The organism is Natronorubrum halobium, from assembly GCF_051351675.1.
GTDB lineage: Archaea > Halobacteriota > Halobacteria > Halobacteriales > Natrialbaceae > Natronorubrum.
On record NZ_CP195595.1, the window covers coordinates 1749462 to 1771802 of the forward strand.

A 22341-nucleotide genomic window follows, 5' to 3' on the forward strand; every position below is an offset into this window, starting at 1 on the left:
ATGGGTGTATGGAATCTGAAACGCGTCTCGTGTACGCCGACCCCGACGCGACCGACGAGGTCGTTCAGGGGCTTCGTAACGTCGCTGGGACTGTCACCGTCGTCGAGACCGCGGCCGGCTGTCTCGGACACCTCTCGAGTGCCGACTGTGTCGTCCTGACGCCCCCCGTCCCCGATACCGACCTCGTCGAACTCTGTGCGCGGATCGACGACGGCAGCGTTGAGGTCCCTGTGATCGTCTTTCCGGCCGAGGGAAGCGAAGCACTCGCCGGCGACGTGGTCGCCGTCGGTGCCGACGGCTACGTCCCCCAGTCCGAGGGGATCGAACTCCTCGCCACGCGAGTCGGCGAGCTGCTCGACCAGTCGACTTCCGCGCCCGGCACGGACGACTCGCCTTCCACGTCTACCGAAACCGACGTCAGTGCTCGTCTCGATACGCACGCCGCACTCGAGACGGGTAGCGACGGTTCGACTCCCGGATTTTCCCCGGGTGGGGCGGTGACGAACGTCTCGGCGACGGACCCCGCGGATCGACTCGAGGTCGTCGTCGAGCAGTCGCCGCTCGCGATCATCGAGTGGACGCCCGAGTTCGAGGTCGCGTCCTGGAACCCCGCGGCGACGGAGCTATTCGGATACACCGCGACGGAAGCCGACGGCGAACGCGGTCTCGACTTGCTCGTTCCCGACTCGGACCGGAGCGAGATGGTCGACCACTGGGAACAGTTGCTTTCCGGGAACCTCGCGACCAGCTCCGGCTGGCAGATCAGTCAGAACGTGTGTAAGGACGGCTCGAAACTCACCTGTGAGTGGTTCAACACGCCGCTGTTCGACGACGGAGACGTCGTCGGGGTCCTCTCGTTCGCCCAGGACATTACCGCCGAGCGCAAACGCGCGAACGCCCTCGAGGCGCTTCAGGAGACGACGCACGAGTTGATGCGCGCCGAGTCGGTCGACGAGATCGCGTCGATCGTGATGGACGCGACCGAACACGTCATCGACCGCTCGCTCGCGGCGCTTCGGTTCTACGACGACGACACCGGAACGCTCGAACTCGCCGCGGGCACGTCGAAACTCGAGGCGAACACCGGCGACATCGCGAGGATCGGACCCGGCGACGACACCCTCTGGCGGACCTACGACGACGGTGAACCGGTCGTCATCGACGACGCCTCCCGGGAGATGATTCCCTACGAGATCGATATCGAACTCGGCAACGCCACCCTGTATCCGCTCGGCGATCACGGACTGTTGTCCGTGGCGGCAACCGGCGACGACGACATCGAACTCGCCGAAATTCACCTCGTCCACGTCCTCGCCGCGACGGCCGAGGCCGCGCTCGACCGGGCGGCGCGCGAACGGGAACTCGAACAGACGAAGACGATCGTCGAAACCATCGGTGACAGCGTCTACGCGCTCGACAGGAACGGCGACTTCATCACGGTCAACGATCGGCTGACGGAGGTGACGGGCTACGACCGAGACGAACTCGTCGGCGAACACGCCTCGACGGTCCTCACCGACGAGAGCGTCGAGCGCGGCCGCAAGCGGGTTCGCGCGCTCGTGTCGGCCGACGAGGATCGAATCGCGACGTACGAGCTCACGCTGGTGACGCGCGACGGCGACCGGATCCCGTGTGAGGTCAACATGACGCTGTTGCGGAGCGACGGTGTGCTCGAGGGATCGGCCGGCGTCGTCCGCGACGTGAGCGACCGCAAACGGATGGAGCGGGAACTCGTCGAACACAAGGCGAAGATCGAGCGACTGCACGAGGTCGCGTCACAGCTCGACGACTGTACGACTCCCACGGAAATCGCCGAACTCACCGTCGAGGCGGCCGCGGACGTGCTGGCGTTCGACGTCTGCGTCGTCGACCGCGCCGAGGGCGAGTACCTCGTCAAGGAAGCCGTTTCGGCGTCGCTCGAGGGTGATTTCCACCGCCGCATCGGAGTCGACAAGGGGATCGCGGGGATGACGTACCGAACCGGCGAAACCTACCGGTTCGACGACGTCAGGTCGGTATCCGCTGCCGAGCCGGGAGGCGAGGAGTTCCGGTCGGTCCTGTCGGTGCCGATCGACGACTGGGGCGTCTTTCAGACGGTTTCGACCGAGGTCGGTGCGTTCTCGCGAGAGGACGAAGATCTGGCGGAACTGCTGCTCTCTCACGTGACCGATGCACTCGATCGTCTCACCTTCGAGCAACAGCTTCGAACGGAGCGCGACCGATTCGCCGCGCTGTTCGAGAACGTTCCCGACGCCGTCGTCAGCGCGCGCCAGTCCGACGGTACGGCGATCGTCGAATCGGTCAATCCGGCGTTCGAGCGCGTCTTCGGCTACGAGGAGTCGACCATCGTCGACGAATCGCTGGATCAGTTTATCGTTCCCACCGACGGGAAATCCGAGGCCGAAGCGGTTACGCGCCGCAGCAGTCGGGGCGAAATCGTCGAGGCGGAGGTCAAACGCCGAACCGTCGACGGGTTGCGCGATTTCATGCTGCGAGCCGTCCCCGTCGAGATGAACGAGACCTCGAGTCGCACGTTCGGCGTCTACACCGACATCACCGACCGGAAACAGCGCCAGAAACGCGTCGAAATCCTGAATCGCGTGCTGCGACACGACATGCGCAACGGGATGAACATCATCGACGGCTGTGCCGAGATGCTCGCCGAAGCCGTCGACGACGACGACGCCGAGTACGCGACGACCATTCAGGAGCGAGCGGGCGAACTCATCGGGCTCGCCGAGAAGACTCGCGCCGTCGAACGCGTCCTCGAGCGCGAGTCGACGACGGTGGGACCGATCGACATCGCCGACACCGTCGCCGAGGTGACGTCCCGACTCGAGAGCGCCTATCCCGACGTCGAAATCACCAGTTCGATCCCCGATCGAACGTTCGCGCGTACCAACGAGTCGCTCCGGACGGCGCTGTACCAGATCCTCGAGAACGCCGTCGAACACAACGACACGTCGTCACCGACGATCGATATCTCGGTGTGCGATCGGACGGACGACGGGATGCTGTCGGTATCCGTCGCCGACGACGGCCCCGGGATGCCCGACGAAGAACGCGAACTGTTGCAGGGCGACCGAGAGATCACGCAACTCCGACACACGAGCGGCCTCGGCCTCTGGCTGGTCAACCTCGTGGTGACCCAGTCGGGCGGCCAGTTGACCTTCGAGTCCAACGAGCCACAGGGGACCGTCGTCACCCTCGAGATTCCGCAGGCCGACGCCGAACTCGTCCAGTCGACGTGTGACAGTACGGCGACCGGCGACTGACGACCGGCAACTGACGGGTCGAGGAAAAGGTCGAAACGCGGCGGTTCGGTCTCCGCGTCGGTCGGATCGTTCGTGCGGTGTCGTTGTTACCGGGTCAGCGGCTGGTTGAAACTCCGCTCGCGCTCCATAACGGTCTCCCAGGTCAGTTCGCAGTCACAGGAGACCTGTTCGAAGACGCTGGGGTCCTGTCGGAGGTCGAAGTCCTTGATCGCCTTCTGGACGAGATCGTCACACTCCGTGCAGTTGTGCGGGCCGCGGTCGGAGCCGTGGCCGACGGGGTCGGAGACGACGATGGCGTCGATATCGGCGGTCTCTTCTAAGACGTGGGCGACCGACCAGAGCCACGGCGGCCGGTAGCCGTCGTTGAAGTAGAGTTCGTCCACCATGGTGTAGCGCTGGACGTTACACGGGTTCATCGAGACGGTGTGACAGCCCTCGACGTCGGCACAGCGTTCGACCGAGGAGATCATGTCCTCGACGGCTTCGGACTCCGTGAGGAACGGCGGCTTCATCAGGAGGTAGGCCTTGATCCCCGCCTCGGCGTCGGCGCCCGCCTCGGCGTCGGCAGCGGCGGCCTCCGCGCAGGCGGCTTCGAAGTCCGCGAAGTCGAAGTACTTGTTCACGCAGTCGTGCCGGACGCGGTCGGTCGCCGTCTCGAGGCCGATCGCGATGTCCGTGTCGATGCCGTGCCGGGTGAAGTCGCCGATCTTCTCGCGATCGACGAAGTCCGGCAGGGACTCGAGGACGATCCGTTCGCGGTCGGCGAACGCGTCGCCGATCGCCCTCCGAGTCTCGGCGCCGACTTCGCGCTCGTCGAGGAACGAGCCGGAGGTGTAGATCTTGATGAGGTCTGCTTGCTCGTCCGCGTCGACGGCTTCTTCTCGCGGGCTCTGCCCGCTCGAATGGTCCGCGGAGCTTTGCTCCGCGCTGTCGCCGTCTGCTCGTTGCGTCTCCGACGCAACGCTGTTCTCTGCCTCGTACTCGAGACAGACGTCGATCTGGTCCATCAGCGCCTCGTGGGAGACGCTGCCGCCGTCGACGCTCTCGGCGACGTAGCCGCACATCGTACAGCCGCCGGCGCGGGCCCAGCGACAGCCGCCGGTGTTGAGGATGATCGTCAGGCTCCGCTTGACGCCGCCGGGAGTGTTGTCCTCGTCGAGCCAGACGCGGGTGGGTTCGTGGGGGTCGTAGCTCGCGTCCTTGCGCGAGCGAATCTCCCGCATCACCTGGTTGTGGGCGTCCATGCCCTTGCCCTGCTCGTAGACGTCGGGCGTGGGTTTACTCATTATCAGGGCCAAACAGCCCAGCGCCTAAAGCGCCTTCGTCTGGGGGTGGCGCCCGTAACAGTGTCCTCTTAGCGGTGGACTCGGCACGTCGATCGTTCTATTCGGTCGGGTGCAGGCGAAGCCACCGCTCGCTGTTGACTCGAGCGTGCGTTCGAACCTCAATTCGCGTCGACTCGCGTCCGCAGAACGGTAGGACCGGCGTTACGCGGCCGATATCGCGATGGTTCCGTCGCGTTCGACGAGAACGTCGTAGCCGCAGTAGGTAAATCGGATCTCCGCCGGCGGTCGCGAATCGCCGGTGGCCGACGAATCGACGAGCGAATCCAGCGCCTCGGGATCGATAGCGTCGTACAGGGGCGGGAGTGCTATCGGGTCCGTCTCTTCGAGGGTAGCGATCCGTTCGACGACGGAGAGACTCGGCTTGCCGTCCATCGGTTCCGAAGCGAGTTGAAGTACCTCTTCTGTCATACCGATATTTCGGTCGGTGTCGCCCTCGTATCTGCTGTCGTATTCTTCTTCCTATTATGTGGGGGTGGATGAGGCTCCGCGTCGCAACCGCCGGGTGTCGGGTCAGTCGTCGAACGTGTGCCGGAGCACCTTGGCCATGATTCGCCGCAGATGCGTCGACAGCGTCGAGGGAGAGATATCGAGTTCGTCGGCGACCGTCGCCGCATCGGCTCCGTCCGGTTCGAAATAGCCCATTCGAGCCGCGGTACGGGCGACTTCTCGCTGGCGGTCGGTGAGGGCCGCCTCGAGGCTGTCGTCGGCTACGGTGCTCGCCTGCGGCCCGGTGCTGTACAGTTTGTCGAGGTGAAACTCGACGCCTTGCTCTCGACAGTACCGCCAGTAGTCGCCGAGGCGTTCCTTATCGGGGGCCTGGAGTCGGAACTGCCACCCGCGCTCGGTGTTCCGAATGGAGAGGACCTGCAGCCCGAGATCGGCTATCTCGGGGGTCGTGAACTTGGCGTCCGAACTCAGATAGACCTGATAGATGCGACACGCGGTAAACTCCATCGTCACCTGCCACTCGTCCACCGTATGGTCGGTCTCGAGTAGGGACTCGAACTCCGAGAAGTCGGCGTCCGTCACCGAGTAGAAGATGATCGGTCCGGGTCGGTCCGGGTACGATAGCGGTTGTGACTCGAGCGTGATGGTCGCGTCGGAGACCCGTCGAACGGTCGGCGTCAGTGGCAGATCCTCGTGTGAGACCACCAACTCGGCGATGAAGCTCCGTCCCATCGGGGATCAGGTACGCTTCCTGCCGGTCGTCGGGTGAACGATACGTGTGCCGTAGCGGAGCCGTCGAGGGAGCGTTTCTCGAGGGCGTTTCTGGGCCGGCAACGTTACAGTCGCATCTCCCGCGTCTCGATCGCGTCGCAGGTGGGACAGACGAACTGGTACGTGACGCGGCTTCCGGTGGTCGTGACGCGCCAGCCCCCGTTGGTATCGTGGTACCCACACGCCGGGCATTCCGGCTCCGACTCGTCAAATTTCGCTCGGAGTTGCTCGAACGGTGATCGGTACGAAGACATGTGTTATCTTATGACGTGTGAGGGCATAACAATCGGGGGTACCTGTTCGTCGACCGGACCGTTCGGACGATCACCGAGGTTCTTAGGAAGTTCCCCCTCGAAGGATGCGTATGGAGAACGTCGATTCGGAGTACGGGGGCGGGGGACGAGCCACACCGGCGACCGCCGCGCTCGAGGCCGTCGTCGATCCCGTCGTCGCTATCGCGAGTGGGACGATCACGTACGCGAACGGCGCAGCGCGGGACGCGTTCGGGCTGGACGACGCGACCGCAGGCGAGGCCGGAGCGGGCGAGTGGGATGCGGCGGCCGCGTTCGCGTCGTGGGCCCGACTCGAGGACGCGATCCACGAGACGACGGTCGGCACGGTTCGCCGCGTCGCGCTCGGGGACGATGCCGACGGCGGCAGTGAGTCTGTCGACGATCGGTACGACGCGCGTATCCATCGATCGACCGACAGTGCGACGATCACGTTCGACCGACCGGCCCGCGAGGCGGACGAACTCCCGTTCTCGAGCGAGAGCGACCGCGTGGTCAAAGACCGGGCGATCAACGAGGCGCCGGTCGGGATCACCATCTCGGATCCGGAGCGCGAGGACAATCCCCTCGTCTACATCAACGACGCCTATCAGGAGATCACCGGCTACGCGTACGACGAGGTCGTCGGCCGAAACTGCCGGTTCCTGCAGGGCGAGGACTCGAGCGAAGACGCCATCGCGGAGATGGCGGCGGCGATCGATGAGGACCGGCCGGTAACCGTCGAGTTGAAGAACTACCGCAAGGACGGCACGGAGTTCTGGAACGAGGTGACGATCGCCCCCGTCCGCGACGAGGCGGGGGCGGTCACCAACTACGTCGGCTTCCAGAACGACGTTACGGCCCGAAAGGAGGCCGAACTCGCGCTCGAGACCCGAACCGAAGCGCTCGAGTACCTCCTCGAGCGCATCGAGGGGTTGATCCAGGACGTCACGGACGTCGTCGCCGGCGCGACCGACCGGTCCGGGCTCGAGACCGACGTCTGCGAACGGATCGTCGCGGAGGCGGGCTACGACGGCGCGTGGATCGGCGAGCGAAACCCCGCGACGGGAACGATCGACGTGCGGACGACGGCCGGCGATTGCGGCGACACGACGGAAGGCATTGCGACCGACGGCGACCACCCCGCGGCCACCGCGCTCGCCGAGACCGCGGCCGCCACCGAGACGTTCGAGGGAACGACCCAGGCGTCGTTTCCGTTATCGTACAACGGTATCGAGTACGGCGTCCTCACTATCCGAACGGATCGCGACCGGTCGATCGACGACCGCGAGACGGTGATCCTCTCCGCGCTGGCCCGCGCGATTGCGAGCGGGGTCAACGCCCGGGAGACCAGCCGCGTCCTCGAGACCGACGCCGTCGTCGCCGTCGAACTCACGCTCACCGATTCGGCCGTCGCCCCCGTCGCCCTCTCGGCCGACGCGGACTGCCGACTCGAGTACCGACGCTCGGCCCACCGCACCGACGACGAGACGACGTCGCTGTTCACCGTCACCGGACCCGACGCGACCGCCGACGTCCTCGAAACGGTCGCCGCCAACATCGGTCTCGACTGCCGGATCGTCGTCGAGCGCGAGTCGGAGTGTCTGATCGAACTCGCCGGCGGGGACGACCCCGTCGGCTGGCTCTCCGAGCGCGGCGTCCGAACCGAGGCGATCGAGAGCGAGGACGGCCGGGCGCGCCTCACGCTCGAGATTCCCCGCTCGGCGAACGTCCGCTCGATCGTCGAAGCCGTCGAGGATCGCTACGAGGGGACGGACGTCGTCTCGTTCCAGCAACGCGACCGCGACCCCGAGACGCGCCAGGAGTTCGCGGCGCGGCTCGAGCGCGACCTCACCGATCGCCAGTTCGCCGCGTTACAGCGGGCGTATCTGAGCGGCTACTTCGAGTGGCCCCGGCCGACGACCGGCGAGGAACTCGCCGGGACGATGGGCGTCTCGCGGCCGACGTTCCACGAACACCTGCGGACGGCCGAAGCGAAGCTCTGTCGGGCAGTTTTCGACGATAGTAAGCTCTCGGGTTGATACCGCAGGCTGAATGCCATGCCTACCCGACTGTAGCCGGAAGTTAGGGGTCTGGACGGTGGCCGACGTTTATCTATCAGGTCGTGATAGCTCCGACTATGTTCGATATCGCAACGTCGGTACCACTCCAAATGGGCGGCGGCGGCTTCCTGTACTGGGCGCTAATCTTCTTCGTGCTCGCGATCGTCGCCGCGGCGGTCGGCGCTCGCGGCGTTGCCGGGATCTCGATGGAGATCGCACGGATCTTCGTGCTGATCTTCATCATCCTCGCGATCGTCGCGCTGCTGTTATAACGCGTTCCGGTTCGCGGAACGCGCTTCGGTTCCCCGGTTCGGACCGCTCGCAGAGTAGCGGGAGACGTCGCGCACCGTTCGCGCAGATCCAGGAGGGCGTCTCGAGCGCTGCTGCTCGTTTCACAGCCGGGTGCATCTCGAGTTCGATCCCCGTCTCGCTCCGAGACGCACTCGAGACCATCAGTAGTTACGACCCGGCAGTATTTGCTAGCCGGCAGCCAGTCGCTAATTCAACGCGGGTTCACCGGCTCTTTCGCCTCGACCTGATCGAACCGCGCTCCGGTACGTAACGTATTTTGGTTACGGCTGGGTGAGAACGCCTAACACCATAGAGGTCGAAGTGAACGGAGAGGAGTTATCATGACTGAACTTGGCGGATTTCAAGACAGGGTCGCCCGTGTGGATCTTTCGGACAGGGAAGTCGCGTACGAATCGATCGACGAGGAGGACGCGAAGAAGTATATCGGTGCACGGGGGCTCGGCGTAAAGTACGTCTTCGAACAGGGGGCAGACGTCGATCCGCTCGGCCCCGACAACCTGTTGACGTTCATGAACGGGCCGCTGTCGGGCACGCAGGTGACGATGAGCGGACGGATCGCCGTCTGTACCAAATCGCCGCTGACCGGCACCGTCACCGACAGCCACCACGGCGGCTGGTCCGGTGCCCGACTCAAGTGGGCCGGGTTCGACGGCCTCCTGTTCGAGGGCGAAGCCGACGAACCGGTGTACGCCGTCGTCGAGGACGGCGAGATCGAACTGCGAGACGCCTCCCACCTCTGGGGCAGCGGCTTTCACGACACTCGCGACGCGCTCGAGGAGGAAGTAGCGGGATCCTACGGGAAGAACCTCAGCGTCATGGGGATCGGTCCCGGCGGCGAGAACGGCGTCAAGTACGCCTCCATCATGAACGAGGACGACCGCGCCTCGGGACGGGGTGGCACGGGCTGTGTGATGGGGTCAAAGAACCTCAAGGCCATCGTCGTCAAGTCCAACACCCGAATGCCCCAGCCCGCAGATCAGGAGACGTTCAAGGAGGGCCACCAGCAGGCCATGCAGGCCATCACCGAGTCCGAGGTCACCGCACCCAACGAGGGCGGCCTCTCGATGTACGGGACGAACGTCCTGATGAACATCGGCGAGGAGATGGACGGGCTCCCGACGAAGAACGGCCGGTACACCTCGACCGAAGCCATGCGCGACGCGGAGGGCGCCGACATCGACGCCGAGCGCGTCTCCGGCGAGAACGTCCGCGAGAACATCCTGGTCGACGAGCCGACGTGTCACTCCTGTCCCGTCGCCTGCAAGAAGGAAGTCGAAGTGACGGCGATGCACAAGGGCGAGGAGATGAACGTCCGGACGGAGTCCTACGAGTACGAGTCGGCGTACGCGCTCGGGCCGAACTCCGGCCACACCGACCGCGACGCCGTCGCCCTCATGATCGACCGCTGTAACGACATGGGCCTCGACACCATCGACACGGGCAACATGCTCGCGATGGCCATGGAGATGACCGAGCAGGGCAAACTCGAGGGCGTCGGCGAACTCGAGTGGGGCGACTACGAGACCATGATCGATATGATCGAGCAGATCGCCCACCGCGAGAACGACCTCGCGGATCTGCTGGCTGAAGGGCCGCGTCGGGTCGCCGACCGGAAGGACGCCCAAGAGAACTCGCTGGCGGTCAAGGGACAGACCATCGCCGCCTACGATCCCCGCTGTCTGAAGGGGATGGGGATCGGCTACGCGACCTCGAACCGCGGCGCGTGCCACCTGCGCGGCTACACGCCCGCCGCCGAAATTCTGGGCATCCCCGAGAAGGTCGATCCCTACGAGTACGAGGGGAAGGGCGAACTCACCGCCCAGTTCCAGGACCTCCACGCCATCTCGGACAGCTTCGACATCTGCAAGTTCAACGCCTTCGCGGAAGGCATCGAGGAGTACGTCCTCCAGTACAACGGGATGACCGGACTGGACGTCGGCGAGGAGGAACTGCTCGAGGCCGGCGAGCGGATCTACAACTTAGAGCGCTACTACAACAACCTCGTCGGCTTCGACGGGAGCGACGACTCGCTGCCCGCGCGGTTCCTCGAGGACGGCATCCGCGGCCAGGGCGCCAGCGAGGGTGAGTACTGCGAACTCGAGGAGATGAAAGACGAGTACTACGACCACCGCGGCTGGGTCGACGGCGTCGTGCCGGACGAGAAACTCGACGACCTCGGCATCGACCTCGGACCGGGGACGGGCGTCTCTGCGGGCGATTCACCGGCACCGGCCGACGACTGATCGCTCCGAACGGTCACCTGTTCGGTTTCCGGTTCCCGATTCGTGACTCGTTCCGACTTGCGACTCGTTCCGACTTGCGACTCGTTCCGACTTGTGGCTCCTTCCGTTTCGTGATTCGCGATCAACGATGACCCCGACTCGATACGCCTTCGGCGTGTACCACTGGCGACGACGGTTCAGGTCGATCGGTATCGCACTCGGCGTGATCGCTCTCGGCGCGGTCTTCCGGCGGCGGACGGACGACCCGTTTCGACGGGCCGCCGCGGAGTTGGTGGCGATCGGGGCGTCCGTCCACGTTGCTCGAGTGCTCCGCCGAGTACTGTCACCACCGCCGTGGACGCTCGAGCGGGCGAAGTACGACGGGTTCGCGAAACGACTCCCCCTGGCTGGAGCGGATCGCGTTCTCGACGTCGGCTGCGGGACCGGTCGATCGCTCGTGGGGCTCGCACCGCACGTGCCGCCCGGGTCGGACGTGATCGGCCTCGACGTCTTCGACGACCGCGTCATCCTCGGGAACGGGCCGGCGCTCGCGCGGCGAAACGGTGCTCGTGCCGGTCTCGAGGTGACGCCGGTCGTCGGCGACGGGGCAGCGCTCCCGCTCGCGGACGAGTCGGTCGACGTCGTCACCGCCTGCAGGGTCCTCCACGACCTCGAGGCGACGACCGCCGATCGGACGCTGCGCGAGAGCCGCCGCGTGTGCGGACCCGACGGAACGCTCGGCATCCTCGAACTCCCGCTCGTTCCCGGGGACGTCTCCAGCGATTCCGATCCCGAACGTTACTGGCGAGACCGCGTCACTGCGGCGGGGTTTCGTATCGACACCGTCGATCGACTCGAACGCGACGGCGCATCCGACCCGTACCTCGTGATCGTCGCGACGCCGGAGGCCGAGAATCGCGACGGATGAGTCGACCGTTACCGGGTGAACCGTGCCGAGACCCGTCACCCGAAGACGGTCATCGGAGGCTGACTACTTAACTGAACGTACAAACCCTTTATTTCGGCGTTCATGGATAGTCCCTATCGTGGGAGGTAATGACAAGCACACATTGCACACGGCGCCACGTCCTCGCCGTCGCGGGTGGAGTGGCCGTCGCGGGTTGCGCCGGCGGTCCCGGTGAAGACGAGGCGGTCGAGCAGACTGCCAACGGCGAGCCCGAAGTCACCGACGTCACGCTGTTGCTCAACTGGCGAATCAGCGGCCTGCACGCGCCGTACGTCGCGGCCCGCGAGAACGGCTTTTACGACGAGGAAGGGTTCGGAAACGTCGAAATCGAGAGCGGCGACGGCGCCGATTTCGCCGCGAATCAGGCCGGACTCGGGAACGTCGAGTTCGCCATCTCGAGCGCCGATCAGGTGCTCAACGTCAACAGCAGGGGTCTCTCACCCCTGTGCGTCGGCGTGGTTATGCAGCGAAATCCGAACGTCGTCTTCGCCGCTCGAGACGGGTTCGGCGAGCTGACCGACCCCGAGCAACTCGAGGGAGCCACCGTCGGCAGCGGCCCCGGTATGGTTCGCGAGATGACACAGGCCTATCTCGACCGTCACGGTGTCCTCGAGAGCGTCGACTACGTCGACGCGGGGTTCGACACCGTCCAGCAGTTGCTCGCGGGCGATCTCGACGCCGCCGGCGGCGTGTTCGGCGACGTCGTCGACGCCGAACAGCAGGGGGCCGAGGCCGACGTGCTGTCGATCGACGAGACGATCCGATCGTACGGCCACCTCGTCGCCGTCGACGAGGGGTTCGCCGCGGAGAACGAAACCACCGTGCGCTCGTTTCTCCGCGCGACAGCCAGGGGCGCGGCCTGGGCGAGCGAGAACCCCGAGGAGGCGATCGACGCCCTCGTCGACGTCCAGCCGGAACTCGAGGAGGTCCGGGAGAACCAGCTCGAGAAGTGGGAGCAGATGTACGCGGAGTACATGCTGTCGGACGCCATCCGCGAACGCGGCTGGGGCGTCAGCGATACGGAACCGTGGGGAGAGACGTACGAGACGCTCGCTTCGGCCGACGTCTTCGAAGACGACGTCGATCCGGAGACGGTGTGGACGAACGACTACCTCGACGATGAGTACGAGTACATCGCCGACTACGACGGGCAGGCCGGGGTGTGACCGCCCGCGACGCGGGTCGCGTTCCGCAGTACGAACCGGCGGCGCTGAATTCGGAACCCGGCCGAGGAGGGACCGATGACCGACGGCCGGAGCGACTCCCACCGGCGATCGATCCGAACGCCGTCGATCGCGCCGCCGCGGACCGTTCGCGACCGGTTCGTCGCCGGTGGGAAGCGAGCGGCGCCGCCGGCCGCCGTCCTCGCGCTCCTGCTCGTCGCGTGGCACGCGGCCGTCGTCGTCGCCGACGTGCCGACGCTGATCTTCCCGTCGCCGGTCGACGTCGCGACGGCGCTGGCCGAGACGTATCCCGTGTTGCTCGCCGACGCGGCCGTCACCGGACTCACCGCCGCGGCGGGGTTGATCGCGGGTGGTGCGGTCGGTTTCGGACTCGCGTTCGCGATGACGTACTCGCGGACGGCGACGCGGACGCTGCTCCCGTACGTCGTCGCGCTGCGGATCGCCCCGCTGATCGCCGTCGCGCCGCTGTTGTTCCTCTGGTTCGGCCGCGGAATCCCCGCTCGAGCGCTGCTCGTGGCGACCCTGACGCTGTTCCCGATGACGATCGCGACGCTCGACGGACTTCGGCAGACGCCGCCGGCGTACCTCGATCTCGCGGACTCGGTCGGCGCGTCCCGCGCCGAAACGTTTCTCCTCGTGCGCGTGCCCGCGGCCGCGCCCAGCGTCGTCGCGGGGGCCAAGATCGCCGCGACGCTGGCCGTTGTCGGGAGCGTCGTCGCCGAGTTCGTCACGTACGACGCCGGCCTCGGCTACCGGGTGTTCGAAACCGCGACGTACCTGCGGACGGCCGAAACGTACGCCGCGCTCGTCGTCCTCTCGGGGCTCGGGATCGGGTTCTATCTCGTTCCGGTGGGCGTAGAGCGCCTGCTCTGGGACGACCCGACTCCGTGAGACCGGAGCACGCCCTTCGAACCACGCGTCATCGGTCGGTCGACGACTCGAGTCCCAGCCGCCGGTACACCCCCCGCTGGAGGAGGACGACCGCCCCGTAGAGGACCAGCCCCTCGAGCAACAGGACGACGAGCGCGGCGAGCATCACGTCCGGGCGGACGTTCTCCGATCCCATCAACACGAGGTAGCCCAGGCCCTCGTCGGCGATCACCCACTCCGCGACGACCGCGCCGACGACCGCGAGCGTGACCGACTGCTTGAGCCCCGCGAAGACGTCCGGCAGCGCGTACGGGAGGTCGACGAAGGCGATTCGCTCGAGCACGCCCGCGTCGACGGATCGCAGCAGTTCGCGGTGGGCCGTCGGCGCGCCGTCGAGTCCCGCGGCCGTGTTCAGGACCAGCGGGAAGAACGCGATGAGCGCGACGAAGACGACCGCCGTCGACGTCCCCGTCCCGAGGTAGATCAACAGCAGGGGCGCGACGGCGATCTTCGGCAACACCCTGACGGCGACGAGGTACGGGTACACCGCGGTGCGAACCCACGGCAGGTACGCGACGAGCACCGCGAGGAGGAAGCCGCCGACGATGCCGACGCTCCCGCCGTAGGCGACCTTCTCGAGCGTGTACCAGGCGTTGTGCGCGTACAGCGTCGGGTTCCCCAGCAGTCGGGCGGCGACGGCGGTCGGCGCGGGCAACACGAACGGGGGCACGTCGCCGAGGGCCGTCACCGCCCACCAGCACAGCGTTCCGACGGCCAGCGCCAGCAACGGGTAGACCGCGTCGCCCGCGAGGGTTCGGGTTCCCGTCATCGGTCGTGGGCCTCGTGGAGGGTTCGCCGAACGGCCGCGACCTGCTCCTGGAACCGTCGCGAGCCGAAGACGTCCGTGTCACGCGGTTCGGGCAACTCGATGTCGAAGGTCGCTTCGATCCGGCCCGGTCGGCCGCAGACGACCAGACAGCGGTCGGCGAGAAAGACCGCCTCGGGGACGCTGTGGGTGACGAAGACAACCGTCTTCCGCTCGCGACGCCAGAGGTCTCGGATCTCGACGCCGAGTTCGTCGCGCGTGATCTCGTCGAGTTCGCCGAAGGGCTCGTCCATCAGGAGGACGTCGGCGCCGAGGTGGCGCGCCCGGGCGATCGCGACCCGCTGTTTCATCCCGCCGGAGAGCGCCGCCGGTCGCGCGTCCTCGAATCCCTCGAGCCCCATCGACCGTAACAACGCGCGCGCGTCCGCCTCGTTGGGCGCGTCGCCAGCCAGCGTCCGGAGGAACGTGACGTTCTCGAGGGCGCTCTTCCACGGGAACAGCGTGTGTTGCTGGAAGACGACGCCGACGTCGGCCGCCGCTCGCGCGACCGCCGGCGGCTGGCCGTCGATTCGAACGCGGCCGGTCGTCGGCTCCTGCAGGCCGCCGATCGTCCGCAGCAGCGTCGTCTTGCCACAGCCCGACGGGCCGACGACCGTGACGAACTCGCCGTCGTCGATCCGGAGGTCGACGTCCGCGATCGCGGTGACGTCGTCGAACGCGACCGCGACGTCCTCGAGTTCGATCACGACGCATCACGGAGCAAGGCTCCCTGCTCGAGCGCCGTTCGGAGGCGCTCCCACATCACCGGGCAGTGCCAGCCCCAGCCGCGCTCGCGGACGGCGTCGCTCTCGCCGAACGCCGACGCGGCCCGCTCGAAGGTTCGACGGATTCGATCCGGCGGGTCGTCGCTCACCGCGGCGATCCGTTCGGCCGCCGGTCCGGGATCGCGACGCGCCTCGGCCCAGCCGCCGGTGGTTCCCGCCAGCGCGCCCGCGAGCGCCGTCGGCCGGGCCTCGAGCGTCCGCTCGCGGGCGACGATCGTCGGCCCGTAGATCGGGAAGTGATCGGTGAGCACCAACGCGTCGACGGATTGGCCCCGGCGTTCGAGTTCCCGCGGATCCGCGAACGACCCGGTCACGACGTCGGCCTCGCCGTCCCGGAGTGCGTCCCGCTCCTCACCGTTCGTGTCGACGATGCGGCTGTCGTCGTCGAACCCCGTCTGTGAGAGGAAGAGCCGGCCGAGCAGTCGCGTCTCCGAGTCGGGTGGCATGCCGATGCGTTTCCCCTCGAGCTGATCGACGCTCCGAAGCGGTTCGCCGAACACGTCCCGGACGGTGTAAAGGACGGTCATCGCTCGCTGGTAGCACACGGCGACGGGAACGATCGGCTCGCCGGCGGCCCGCGCCCGAACGACCGTCGCGGCGCCGACGACGGCGAGGTCGGCCGATCCCGAAACGACGCGCTCGAGCGCCCGACGGGAGCCTTCGTGGTGATCGATTCGGACGTCGACGTCGAACGCGTCGTACCATCCCGCCGCGACGGCGGCGTATATCGGCACGTGAAGGGCGTTCGGACGCCAGTTCAGGGCGAGCCCCACCGAAGACGACGGTGCCGTCTCGACTTCGCGGGTCCTCCCTCGCGCTTCGCTCGGGTCGGTTTCTCGGTGGGTGTCGGCGAGCTCGAACAGCGCCTCAGCGTGGCTCCCGTAGGTGTTCTCGAGCGTCTCCTCGACGCCGTCGGTCGGCCGCCACGCCGTTCGCGGCCGTCCCCCGTCGGAGTCGGCCGCTCGGACGGTCGTCCGCTCGACCAGGTCGCGGGACTCGAGTCGCGCCAACGCCTCGCTGATCGTCGTCCGATTCACTCGCGTCCCGGCCTGGAGGTGGACGCTCGTCGCCGGCTCGGTCTCGCGTTCGGTCCGCAAGAGCAGGTACGCGAGGAGTCGCGCCGGCGTTCGACCGACGCCGGCCGCAATCCTGTCGACGAGCGGCTCGTCCTCCTCGTCGAGTTCCCAGAAGGAACGCGATCGCATTGTGTGTCGTGATAACGATCAACGTCGGTCGGCATAAGGGTATCACTACGGTCGAATAGCGGATCCGAAACGGACAGCTGATGGACTGTCCCGAGCGTTTCGAACGCACTGACAGTCTAGTAACACGTCGTATTGAGTTCGAATAGATTCCATCCGTTCACAGATTCGTTTCCATCGACACTCCTTTTATTTATATCATATACGAGAGATTAGATACCATTGGTAAGTATTATCCAACCTGCCAGTGCAGTTATATGTGCAGTGGTAACATGAGCCAAACACCAACTGTATCAACAATGACGATCGCGGACCACCGCGATCTGGCGACGACCCTCGGCGTCGAGACGCCGGGGGACGGGGAGGTAACGTGGGAGCTACTCGCGGGACGGGTCGAGCCCCGCTCCGGGTCGGCGTTCGCCTCGAGAGGGGAGGCGATCCGGGCCGACCTCGAGGGGCGGCTCGATCCCGACGTCCTCGAGCGAGAGCGCAAGAACATCGCGGCCGAGATCGGTCGGTTGGCGGACGTTCGCGACGCGGGCGTTCCGGACGAGCCAGCGGGGCTGTATACGGAGGTCGCAGCACCCGGCTGGCGCCTCTACGATCACCTGCTCGAGGTCGGCTTCTTCGAGAGTCTCGACGAGAACCTGCCGCGATTTACGGCCGAGCACATCGAGACCACGGCGCGCGAACTGGTTCTGGCGGATCCGCTCTCGTCGGCGCTCGACGACGTCGGATTCGACGAGGCGGAGAAGACGGCGCTGCTTTCCGCCGTCACGAACAACACGGACCGACTCGCCCGCTGGGTGCCGTCGAACCAGATCCCGGCGGACGTGGAGTTCGATACGTCGAACGTGCCGCCGCTGCACCAGCGCGCGATAGGCGGGGTACTGCTGTGGATTCGCGGACTCGACAGACACCTCTGGCAGAACGAGGTGCTCGTCACCGACGAGATCCTCGACGACGCCGTCAGGCACGTAAAAGGCATGCTGGGCGGGCTGTACGTGTCGGCGACCGCCGTTCACGATCTCGCCGCGGACGGGCGGTTCACGGACCGGCAGTTGACCGCCGCGCTCACCGCGGGCGCGGCCGTCCAGATCGTCGAACAGGAGGAGCTGCTGCACGACGTCTTCTACATCACGGACGACATGCGCGCTCCGAGCGAACTGAGGTGATCACGCATGGCACTACGCAACGACAGGGCCGTTCAGGCCGCACGCGACATCGAACTGGTAGAGACCGACGACGGCTATACGCTGGTCGGTGGTCCCGAACGCTCGATCACCCAGGAACACGACAGCGACCGGATTCCGGAGGTCGACGTCGATCAGGAGATGCTGAGTAACACGGGCGAGGACCCCGAGTCCTGGCTGATGTACGGCGGGAACTACGAACAGCACCGGGCCACGACCGCCGATATCATCACGCCCGACACCGTCTCCGACCTCGAACTCGAGTACGAGATGTCGGTCGGAACCGGCTCGAGTATGGAGGGGACGCCCATCGTGATCCCGGGCGACCCGCCGGTCATGTATCAGACCAACGGGCCGAACCACATGAAGGCGATCGACCCTCGCGAGGGGGAAGTCCTCTGGAGTTACACCTACGCGGTTCCGATGGGAGTCGAACTCTGTTGTGACGACAACAACCGCGGGGCCGCCGTCTACGGCGACAAGGTGTACATGACGACGCTCGATTCGGGAGTCACTGCACTGGATCGCTACACCGGCGAAGAGGTCTGGCATACGAGCACGGCCGATCACGAGGAGGGCTACTCCGCGACGTGGGCACCGGTGATCCGCGACGGGACGCTGTATACGGGTAGCGCCGGCGGCGAGTACGGCGTCCTCGGGTTCGTCGCAGCCCTCGACGCCGAGAGCGGCGAGATTCAGTGGCAGACCGACACGCTCCTCGAGGACGAGTGGATCGGCGCGAGTCGAGAGCACGGCTGTGGCACGGCCTGGATGACCCCGACGATCGACGAGGAGCGAGAGGTACTCTACACGGCGATCGCGAATCCGGGGCCGGACTTCGACGGGACCGTACGGCCGGGGCCGAACTTCCCCACCTGCGGGACGATTTCGCTGGACCTCGAGAGCGGCGAGTTCGAGTGGGGGTTCCAGAGCAGTCCCCACGACGTCTGGGACTACGACGCGGTCGCGCCGCGAGTGCTGGTGCGCGACGTGGACGTCGACGACGGACCGTCGGAGATGGTCGTCGGCTCGGACAAGACCGGCTGGGTCTACATGATGGACGCCGAGTCCGGACGGCTCCACGAGCGCAGCGAGGAGATCTGCCAGCACATCAATATGTGGGAGATGATCCCCCACATCAGCGAGGACGAGCGGATCCCGTTCGTTCCCGGCGCGCCGGGCGGCAACGACTGGCAGCCGCCGTCGTACAACCCGGAGACCGGGTACGTCTACGTCGTTCACCAGAACTTCCCCCAGGACCTCTACTGGCGGTTCGAGGAGTACAGCGAGGGCAACCCCTACTGGGGCGGCGGTCTGGACGATCCGGCGTCGGAGATGCCCGACGAGTGGAACGAGAGCATCACCGCCTTCGCCGCGGTCGATCCCGCGACGGGCGAGCGCGTCTGGCGCGACTGGATCGAGAGCGAAGACGAGTTCTACATGTGGGGCGGCTCGATGTCGACCGCGACGGGACTCGTCTTCAACGGGACCCAGAACGGCAATCTGGTCGCCTACGACGGCGAGAGCGGCGACCGCCTCTGGGAGTACGAGTTCGACGTGCCGATCAGCGCCTCACCGATGAGCTGGTACGATCCCGGCGAAGAGAAGCAGTACGTCGCCGTTCAGGTCGGCGGCAGCGGCTGGCTCCGCCAGGGAACCCGCGGCGACACGCTCGCCGTGTTCTCGATGGACGGCTGACGAACGATTACGACACACTACACAACCATGACGAACGAACAACGCTCACGCGACGTTTCCCGCCGCGGCGTACTGAAGGGAACGGCGATCGCCGGAACGGCCGCGATGACCGGTACCGCCGGCGCCTATCGGGACGAGATCGACTTCCGACTGCCGGCCACGCAGAACGACGGCGAGGGCCGAACGCTTGCGCTGCTCGGCATCGTCGGCGGCTGGGTCGGCGTCGCACCCGCGGAAATCGACGGCGTCTCGAACCCGCCGCTGCGACTGATCGAAGGCGAAGAGAACGAGATCGTCTGGACGAACGGTGACGGCTCGCACCACAACTTCACCGTCGCCGACGATGACGGGGAAGTGATCGAGGCGTCGGAGTTCATAGAGGAGCAAGGCGAGTCCATCTCGTTCACGATCACCGCCGAGGAGGAGATGGCCCAGTACTACTGCCAACCGCACCCGGTCCAGATGCGCGGCCCGATCGAACTGATCGATCCGGACGAGGTACACGAACTCCGCGTCCGGGTCGAGGGCGAAGACGGCGAACCGCTCGGCGCGGAGGTCTTCGTCGGGGATCACCACTCGTTCTCCGACATCGCCGCCAGACCCGATCCGACCCAGGAGGGCGAGGGTGCCGACGGCGGCGAGGACACCGAGGATCTGGAGCCGGGCGACGACGAAGACGGAGGAGACGGCGGAAACAACACCACGGAGGAGACGGACGAAGCGTCCTTCATCCAGGACGAAGAAGACGAGAACGGCGGCGAAGCGGCAGAAGAGGAGACGCCGGCCGACGAGGACTCACCCGCGATCGCCCGTTTCGACATGCTCGAGGACGGCGAGCACGAGATCGAGGTCTGGACGTACGGCCACGAACGGGTCACCGAGACCGTCGAGATCGACGGCGGCGACGAGGAGGTCACCGTCACGCTGCCGGCTATCGAACCGGGCGACCCGGCCGAGACGTACTCGCTCACCCTCGAGGAGGGCCAGTGGGTCGGCCAGGAACCCGACGAGATCGCCGACGAGGCGAACCCGACGCTCGAGGTGGAGTCGGGCGAATCCTACGCGGTCGAGTGGGAGAACGGGATCGGTCGCCACCAGCCCGAGGAGGAGAATCGGGTCTTCGAACCGCTCCCCGGCCACAACTTCGCGATCGCCAGCAGCGGCGACACCAATCAGTGGAACACGTACGTCCGCTCGAACTTCCTCGACGAAGCGGGCGACACGCAGACCGTCGAGTTCGTCGCCAACGAGGAGATGGGCGTCTACCTCGATCAGTCGCAACTCGACGCGGTCGGCGAAATCGCCGTCGACGGCGCGGCGGGTGAGACGGTCGACGCCGAAGACGAGACGGCCGAAACGGACGGAAACGAGACGGATGAGGTGAACGGAAACGAGACGGCCGAGGCGGACGGAAACGAGACCGCCGACGTGGATGGGAACGAGACCGCCGACGTGGATGGGAACGAGACGGGTGAGATGGATGGTAACGAAACGACCGATATCGACGGCAACGAGACGGACGAAACGGACGGAAACGAGACGGCCGAAAGCGACTGACGGCGGTTCTCTGTCACCCCTCTCTCGTTTTTCTTCGACGTGATCCCGCCCCGGACAGCGGAGCCGATGCGCGTTCCGACATCGGTCGAGATGGTCGCTGTCGCTCTCTTCGAATCCGCGGTTCCGCGAGCGTACACGTCCACCCGCCTCAGGCGTAGTTCGCGATCCAGTAGCCGACGTACAGCGCGACGAGGACCGCGCCGCCCACGCGCGTCACGCGACCGCGAGCGAGCATTCCGGCGACGACGAGCAAGCACGCGGCGAGGAACGGCCAGTGAACGGTCATCACTGCGCCGCTGGTATCGACCGGACGCAGCAACGCGACGATGCCGACGTTGGCCGTCACGTAGAACACCGTACTTCCAACGATGTTTCCGATGGCGAGGTGCGCCCGGTCCTGTCGAACCGGTTCGACGGTGAGCGCCAGTTCCTCGATCGAGGCGATGAAGGAAAGCACCGTCGCGCCGAACGCGAGCCCCGAGATCCCCAGCGCCACGAAGATCCCTTCGGCGCTCACCACCGTGATCCCGGACCCGATCGTCATCCCGACGATCGCGAGGAACGCGACGGCGAGGCTGAACCGACCGCTTTTCCCCTCGAGGTCGGGGACGAACTCGTCGAGGTCCAGGTCGAGATCGAACTCTCGGTCGTGAGGCGTGTCTCGTCCGCGGACGTGCTCGGAGTTGTGGGCAGGCGCGGAATCGCCGCCGTTGGTTTCGGCGTCTGCGTCCGCGTCCGTCTCTGCCGTTGCCTCGGCCTCCGCGTCCCCTTCCGTATCTGCCTCCGCCTCGAGATCGACGACGTCTTCGACCTCCCCCGAGAGCAGGTACGTCGTCTCCGACCGGCGCTCGCGCCAGAAGATGCCGGCGAGCAGCGGGACGAACAGCACGGTGAGGATCGCCCCGTCGGTCCAGTCGAGCGTTCCGTCGACGGAGAGCGCGAACGCCGGGAGGGGGACGAGGACGAGCAAGAACAGGTAGCTCCGGGGGACGTCCATCCGAAACGGGACGGTGATCCCCGCGACGCCGACGGCGACCGCGAGGACGAACAACGACTCGCCGAACACCGTCCCGAGCGCGAGGTCCGGGAGGTCGACGAACGCCGCCGTGACGCCGAGGATCGCGTTCTCGAGGTCGACCCCGGCGAGGACGACCGCGAGGAAGAACCCGGAGATTCCGAGCGAGACGGCGCTCCGGGCGACGGCCTCGATGAAGACCTCGACGCACCAGATGACGAGCACGACGCCCGCCAGGAACAGGGCGGCGAGACCGACGAGTTCCGCGGCGCTCATACGCCCGCCGAAACGACGGCGCAA

At 66.4% G+C, this 22341-nt stretch carries 18 protein-coding genes; 10 read left to right on the forward strand and 8 right to left on the reverse strand.

From position 1 onward, the window contains the following. The first annotated feature begins 8 nt into the window (after window positions 1-8). Window positions 9-3275 carry a PAS domain S-box protein gene (locus ACSFC7_RS08640; protein ID WP_436347305.1) on the forward strand — a complete coding sequence of 1089 codons (3267 nt, stop codon included), beginning with the start codon at window positions 9-11 and terminating at the stop codon, window positions 3273-3275. A gap of 86 nt (window positions 3276-3361) precedes the next feature. Here ACSFC7_RS08640 and ACSFC7_RS08645 read toward each other — a convergent pair whose 3' ends face one another. The 4 genes from ACSFC7_RS08645 to ACSFC7_RS08660 form a co-directional block, all read right to left on the reverse strand. Then, window positions 3362-4561 (reverse strand): archaeosine biosynthesis radical SAM protein RaSEA, encoded by a 1200-nt coding sequence (locus ACSFC7_RS08645; RefSeq protein ID WP_436347306.1) that lies wholly within the window; start codon window positions 4559-4561, stop codon window positions 3362-3364. Between the two features lie 201 nt (window positions 4562-4762). Then, entirely contained in the window at window positions 4763-5029 is a 267-nt protein-coding gene (locus ACSFC7_RS08650) for a HalOD1 output domain-containing protein (RefSeq protein WP_436347307.1), read from the reverse strand. Between the two features lie 102 nt (window positions 5030-5131). Beyond that, entirely contained in the window at window positions 5132-5800 is a 669-nt protein-coding gene (locus ACSFC7_RS08655; RefSeq protein WP_436347308.1) for a helix-turn-helix domain-containing protein, read from the reverse strand. Window positions 5801-5904: 104 nt separating this feature from the next. After that, entirely contained in the window at window positions 5905-6093 is a 189-nt protein-coding gene (locus tag ACSFC7_RS08660; RefSeq protein WP_436347309.1) for an HVO_0649 family zinc finger protein, read from the reverse strand. Window positions 6094-6203: 110 nt separating this feature from the next. On the opposite strand from ACSFC7_RS08660, the gene ACSFC7_RS08665 reads away from it, so the two are divergent. The 6 genes from ACSFC7_RS08665 (at window position 6204) to ACSFC7_RS08690 (ending at window position 13747) form a co-directional block, all read left to right on the forward strand. Continuing rightward, window positions 6204-8150: a bacterio-opsin activator domain-containing protein gene (locus ACSFC7_RS08665; RefSeq protein WP_436347310.1), complete on the forward strand. Its 1947-nt coding sequence runs from the start codon at window positions 6204-6206 to the stop codon at window positions 8148-8150. A gap of 98 nt (window positions 8151-8248) precedes the next feature. Next, window positions 8249-8443, forward strand: a complete 195-nt coding sequence (locus ACSFC7_RS08670; protein WP_436347311.1) for a DUF1328 family protein — start codon at window positions 8249-8251, stop codon at window positions 8441-8443. A gap of 360 nt (window positions 8444-8803) precedes the next feature. After that, window positions 8804-10726, forward strand: a complete 1923-nt coding sequence (locus tag ACSFC7_RS08675; RefSeq protein ID WP_436347312.1) for an aldehyde ferredoxin oxidoreductase family protein — start codon at window positions 8804-8806, stop codon at window positions 10724-10726. A 127-nt stretch (window positions 10727-10853) separates the two neighbouring features. After that, window positions 10854-11633: a class I SAM-dependent methyltransferase gene (locus ACSFC7_RS08680; RefSeq protein WP_436347313.1), complete on the forward strand. Its 780-nt coding sequence runs from the start codon at window positions 10854-10856 to the stop codon at window positions 11631-11633. 128 nt (window positions 11634-11761) lie between these two features. Continuing rightward, a complete protein-coding gene (locus tag ACSFC7_RS08685) occupies window positions 11762-12838 on the forward strand; it encodes an ABC transporter substrate-binding protein (RefSeq protein ID WP_436347314.1) in 1077 nt (358 codons plus the stop codon). A 75-nt stretch (window positions 12839-12913) separates the two neighbouring features. Then, on the forward strand, window positions 12914-13747 hold the full coding sequence (locus tag ACSFC7_RS08690; RefSeq protein WP_436347315.1) for an ABC transporter permease: 834 nt from the start codon (window positions 12914-12916) through the stop codon (window positions 13745-13747). 28 nt (window positions 13748-13775) lie between these two features. On the opposite strand, the gene ACSFC7_RS08695 is transcribed toward ACSFC7_RS08690, so the two are convergent. The 3 genes from ACSFC7_RS08695 to ACSFC7_RS08705 are packed head-to-tail and all read right to left on the reverse strand — an operon-like array spanning window position 13776 to window position 16581. Continuing rightward, a complete protein-coding gene (locus ACSFC7_RS08695; RefSeq protein ID WP_436347316.1) occupies window positions 13776-14555 on the reverse strand; it encodes an ABC transporter permease in 780 nt (259 codons plus the stop codon). Beyond that, window positions 14552-15298, reverse strand: coding sequence for an ABC transporter ATP-binding protein (locus tag ACSFC7_RS08700; protein WP_436347317.1), 747 nt, complete (start codon window positions 15296-15298; stop codon window positions 14552-14554). Before ACSFC7_RS08700 ends, ACSFC7_RS08695 begins: the two co-directional genes overlap by 4 nt. Further along, entirely contained in the window at window positions 15295-16581 is a 1287-nt protein-coding gene (locus ACSFC7_RS08705) for an ABC transporter substrate-binding protein (RefSeq protein ID WP_436347318.1), read from the reverse strand. The genes ACSFC7_RS08700 and ACSFC7_RS08705 overlap by 4 nt, the downstream gene beginning before the upstream one ends. A 296-nt stretch (window positions 16582-16877) precedes the next feature. On the opposite strand from ACSFC7_RS08705, the gene ACSFC7_RS08710 reads away from it, so the two are divergent. Genes ACSFC7_RS08710 through ACSFC7_RS08720 form a run of 3 tightly spaced genes read left to right on the forward strand, consistent with a single transcriptional unit; the run spans window position 16878 to window position 21026 of the window. Beyond that, window positions 16878-17753 carry a hypothetical protein gene (locus ACSFC7_RS08710; protein ID WP_436347319.1) on the forward strand — a complete coding sequence of 292 codons (876 nt, stop codon included), beginning with the start codon at window positions 16878-16880 and terminating at the stop codon, window positions 17751-17753. A 6-nt stretch (window positions 17754-17759) separates the two neighbouring features. Continuing rightward, window positions 17760-19469 (forward strand): pyrroloquinoline quinone-dependent dehydrogenase, encoded by a 1710-nt coding sequence (locus ACSFC7_RS08715; RefSeq protein WP_436347320.1) that lies wholly within the window; start codon window positions 17760-17762, stop codon window positions 19467-19469. Between the two features lie 27 nt (window positions 19470-19496). Continuing rightward, a complete protein-coding gene (locus ACSFC7_RS08720) occupies window positions 19497-21026 on the forward strand; it encodes a plastocyanin/azurin family copper-binding protein (protein WP_436347321.1) in 1530 nt (509 codons plus the stop codon). 148 nt (window positions 21027-21174) lie between these two features. Here ACSFC7_RS08720 and ACSFC7_RS08725 read toward each other — a convergent pair whose 3' ends face one another. Beyond that, a complete protein-coding gene (locus ACSFC7_RS08725; RefSeq protein WP_436347322.1) occupies window positions 21175-22317 on the reverse strand; it encodes a sodium:calcium antiporter in 1143 nt (380 codons plus the stop codon). Window positions 22318-22341 lie beyond the last annotated feature (24 nt).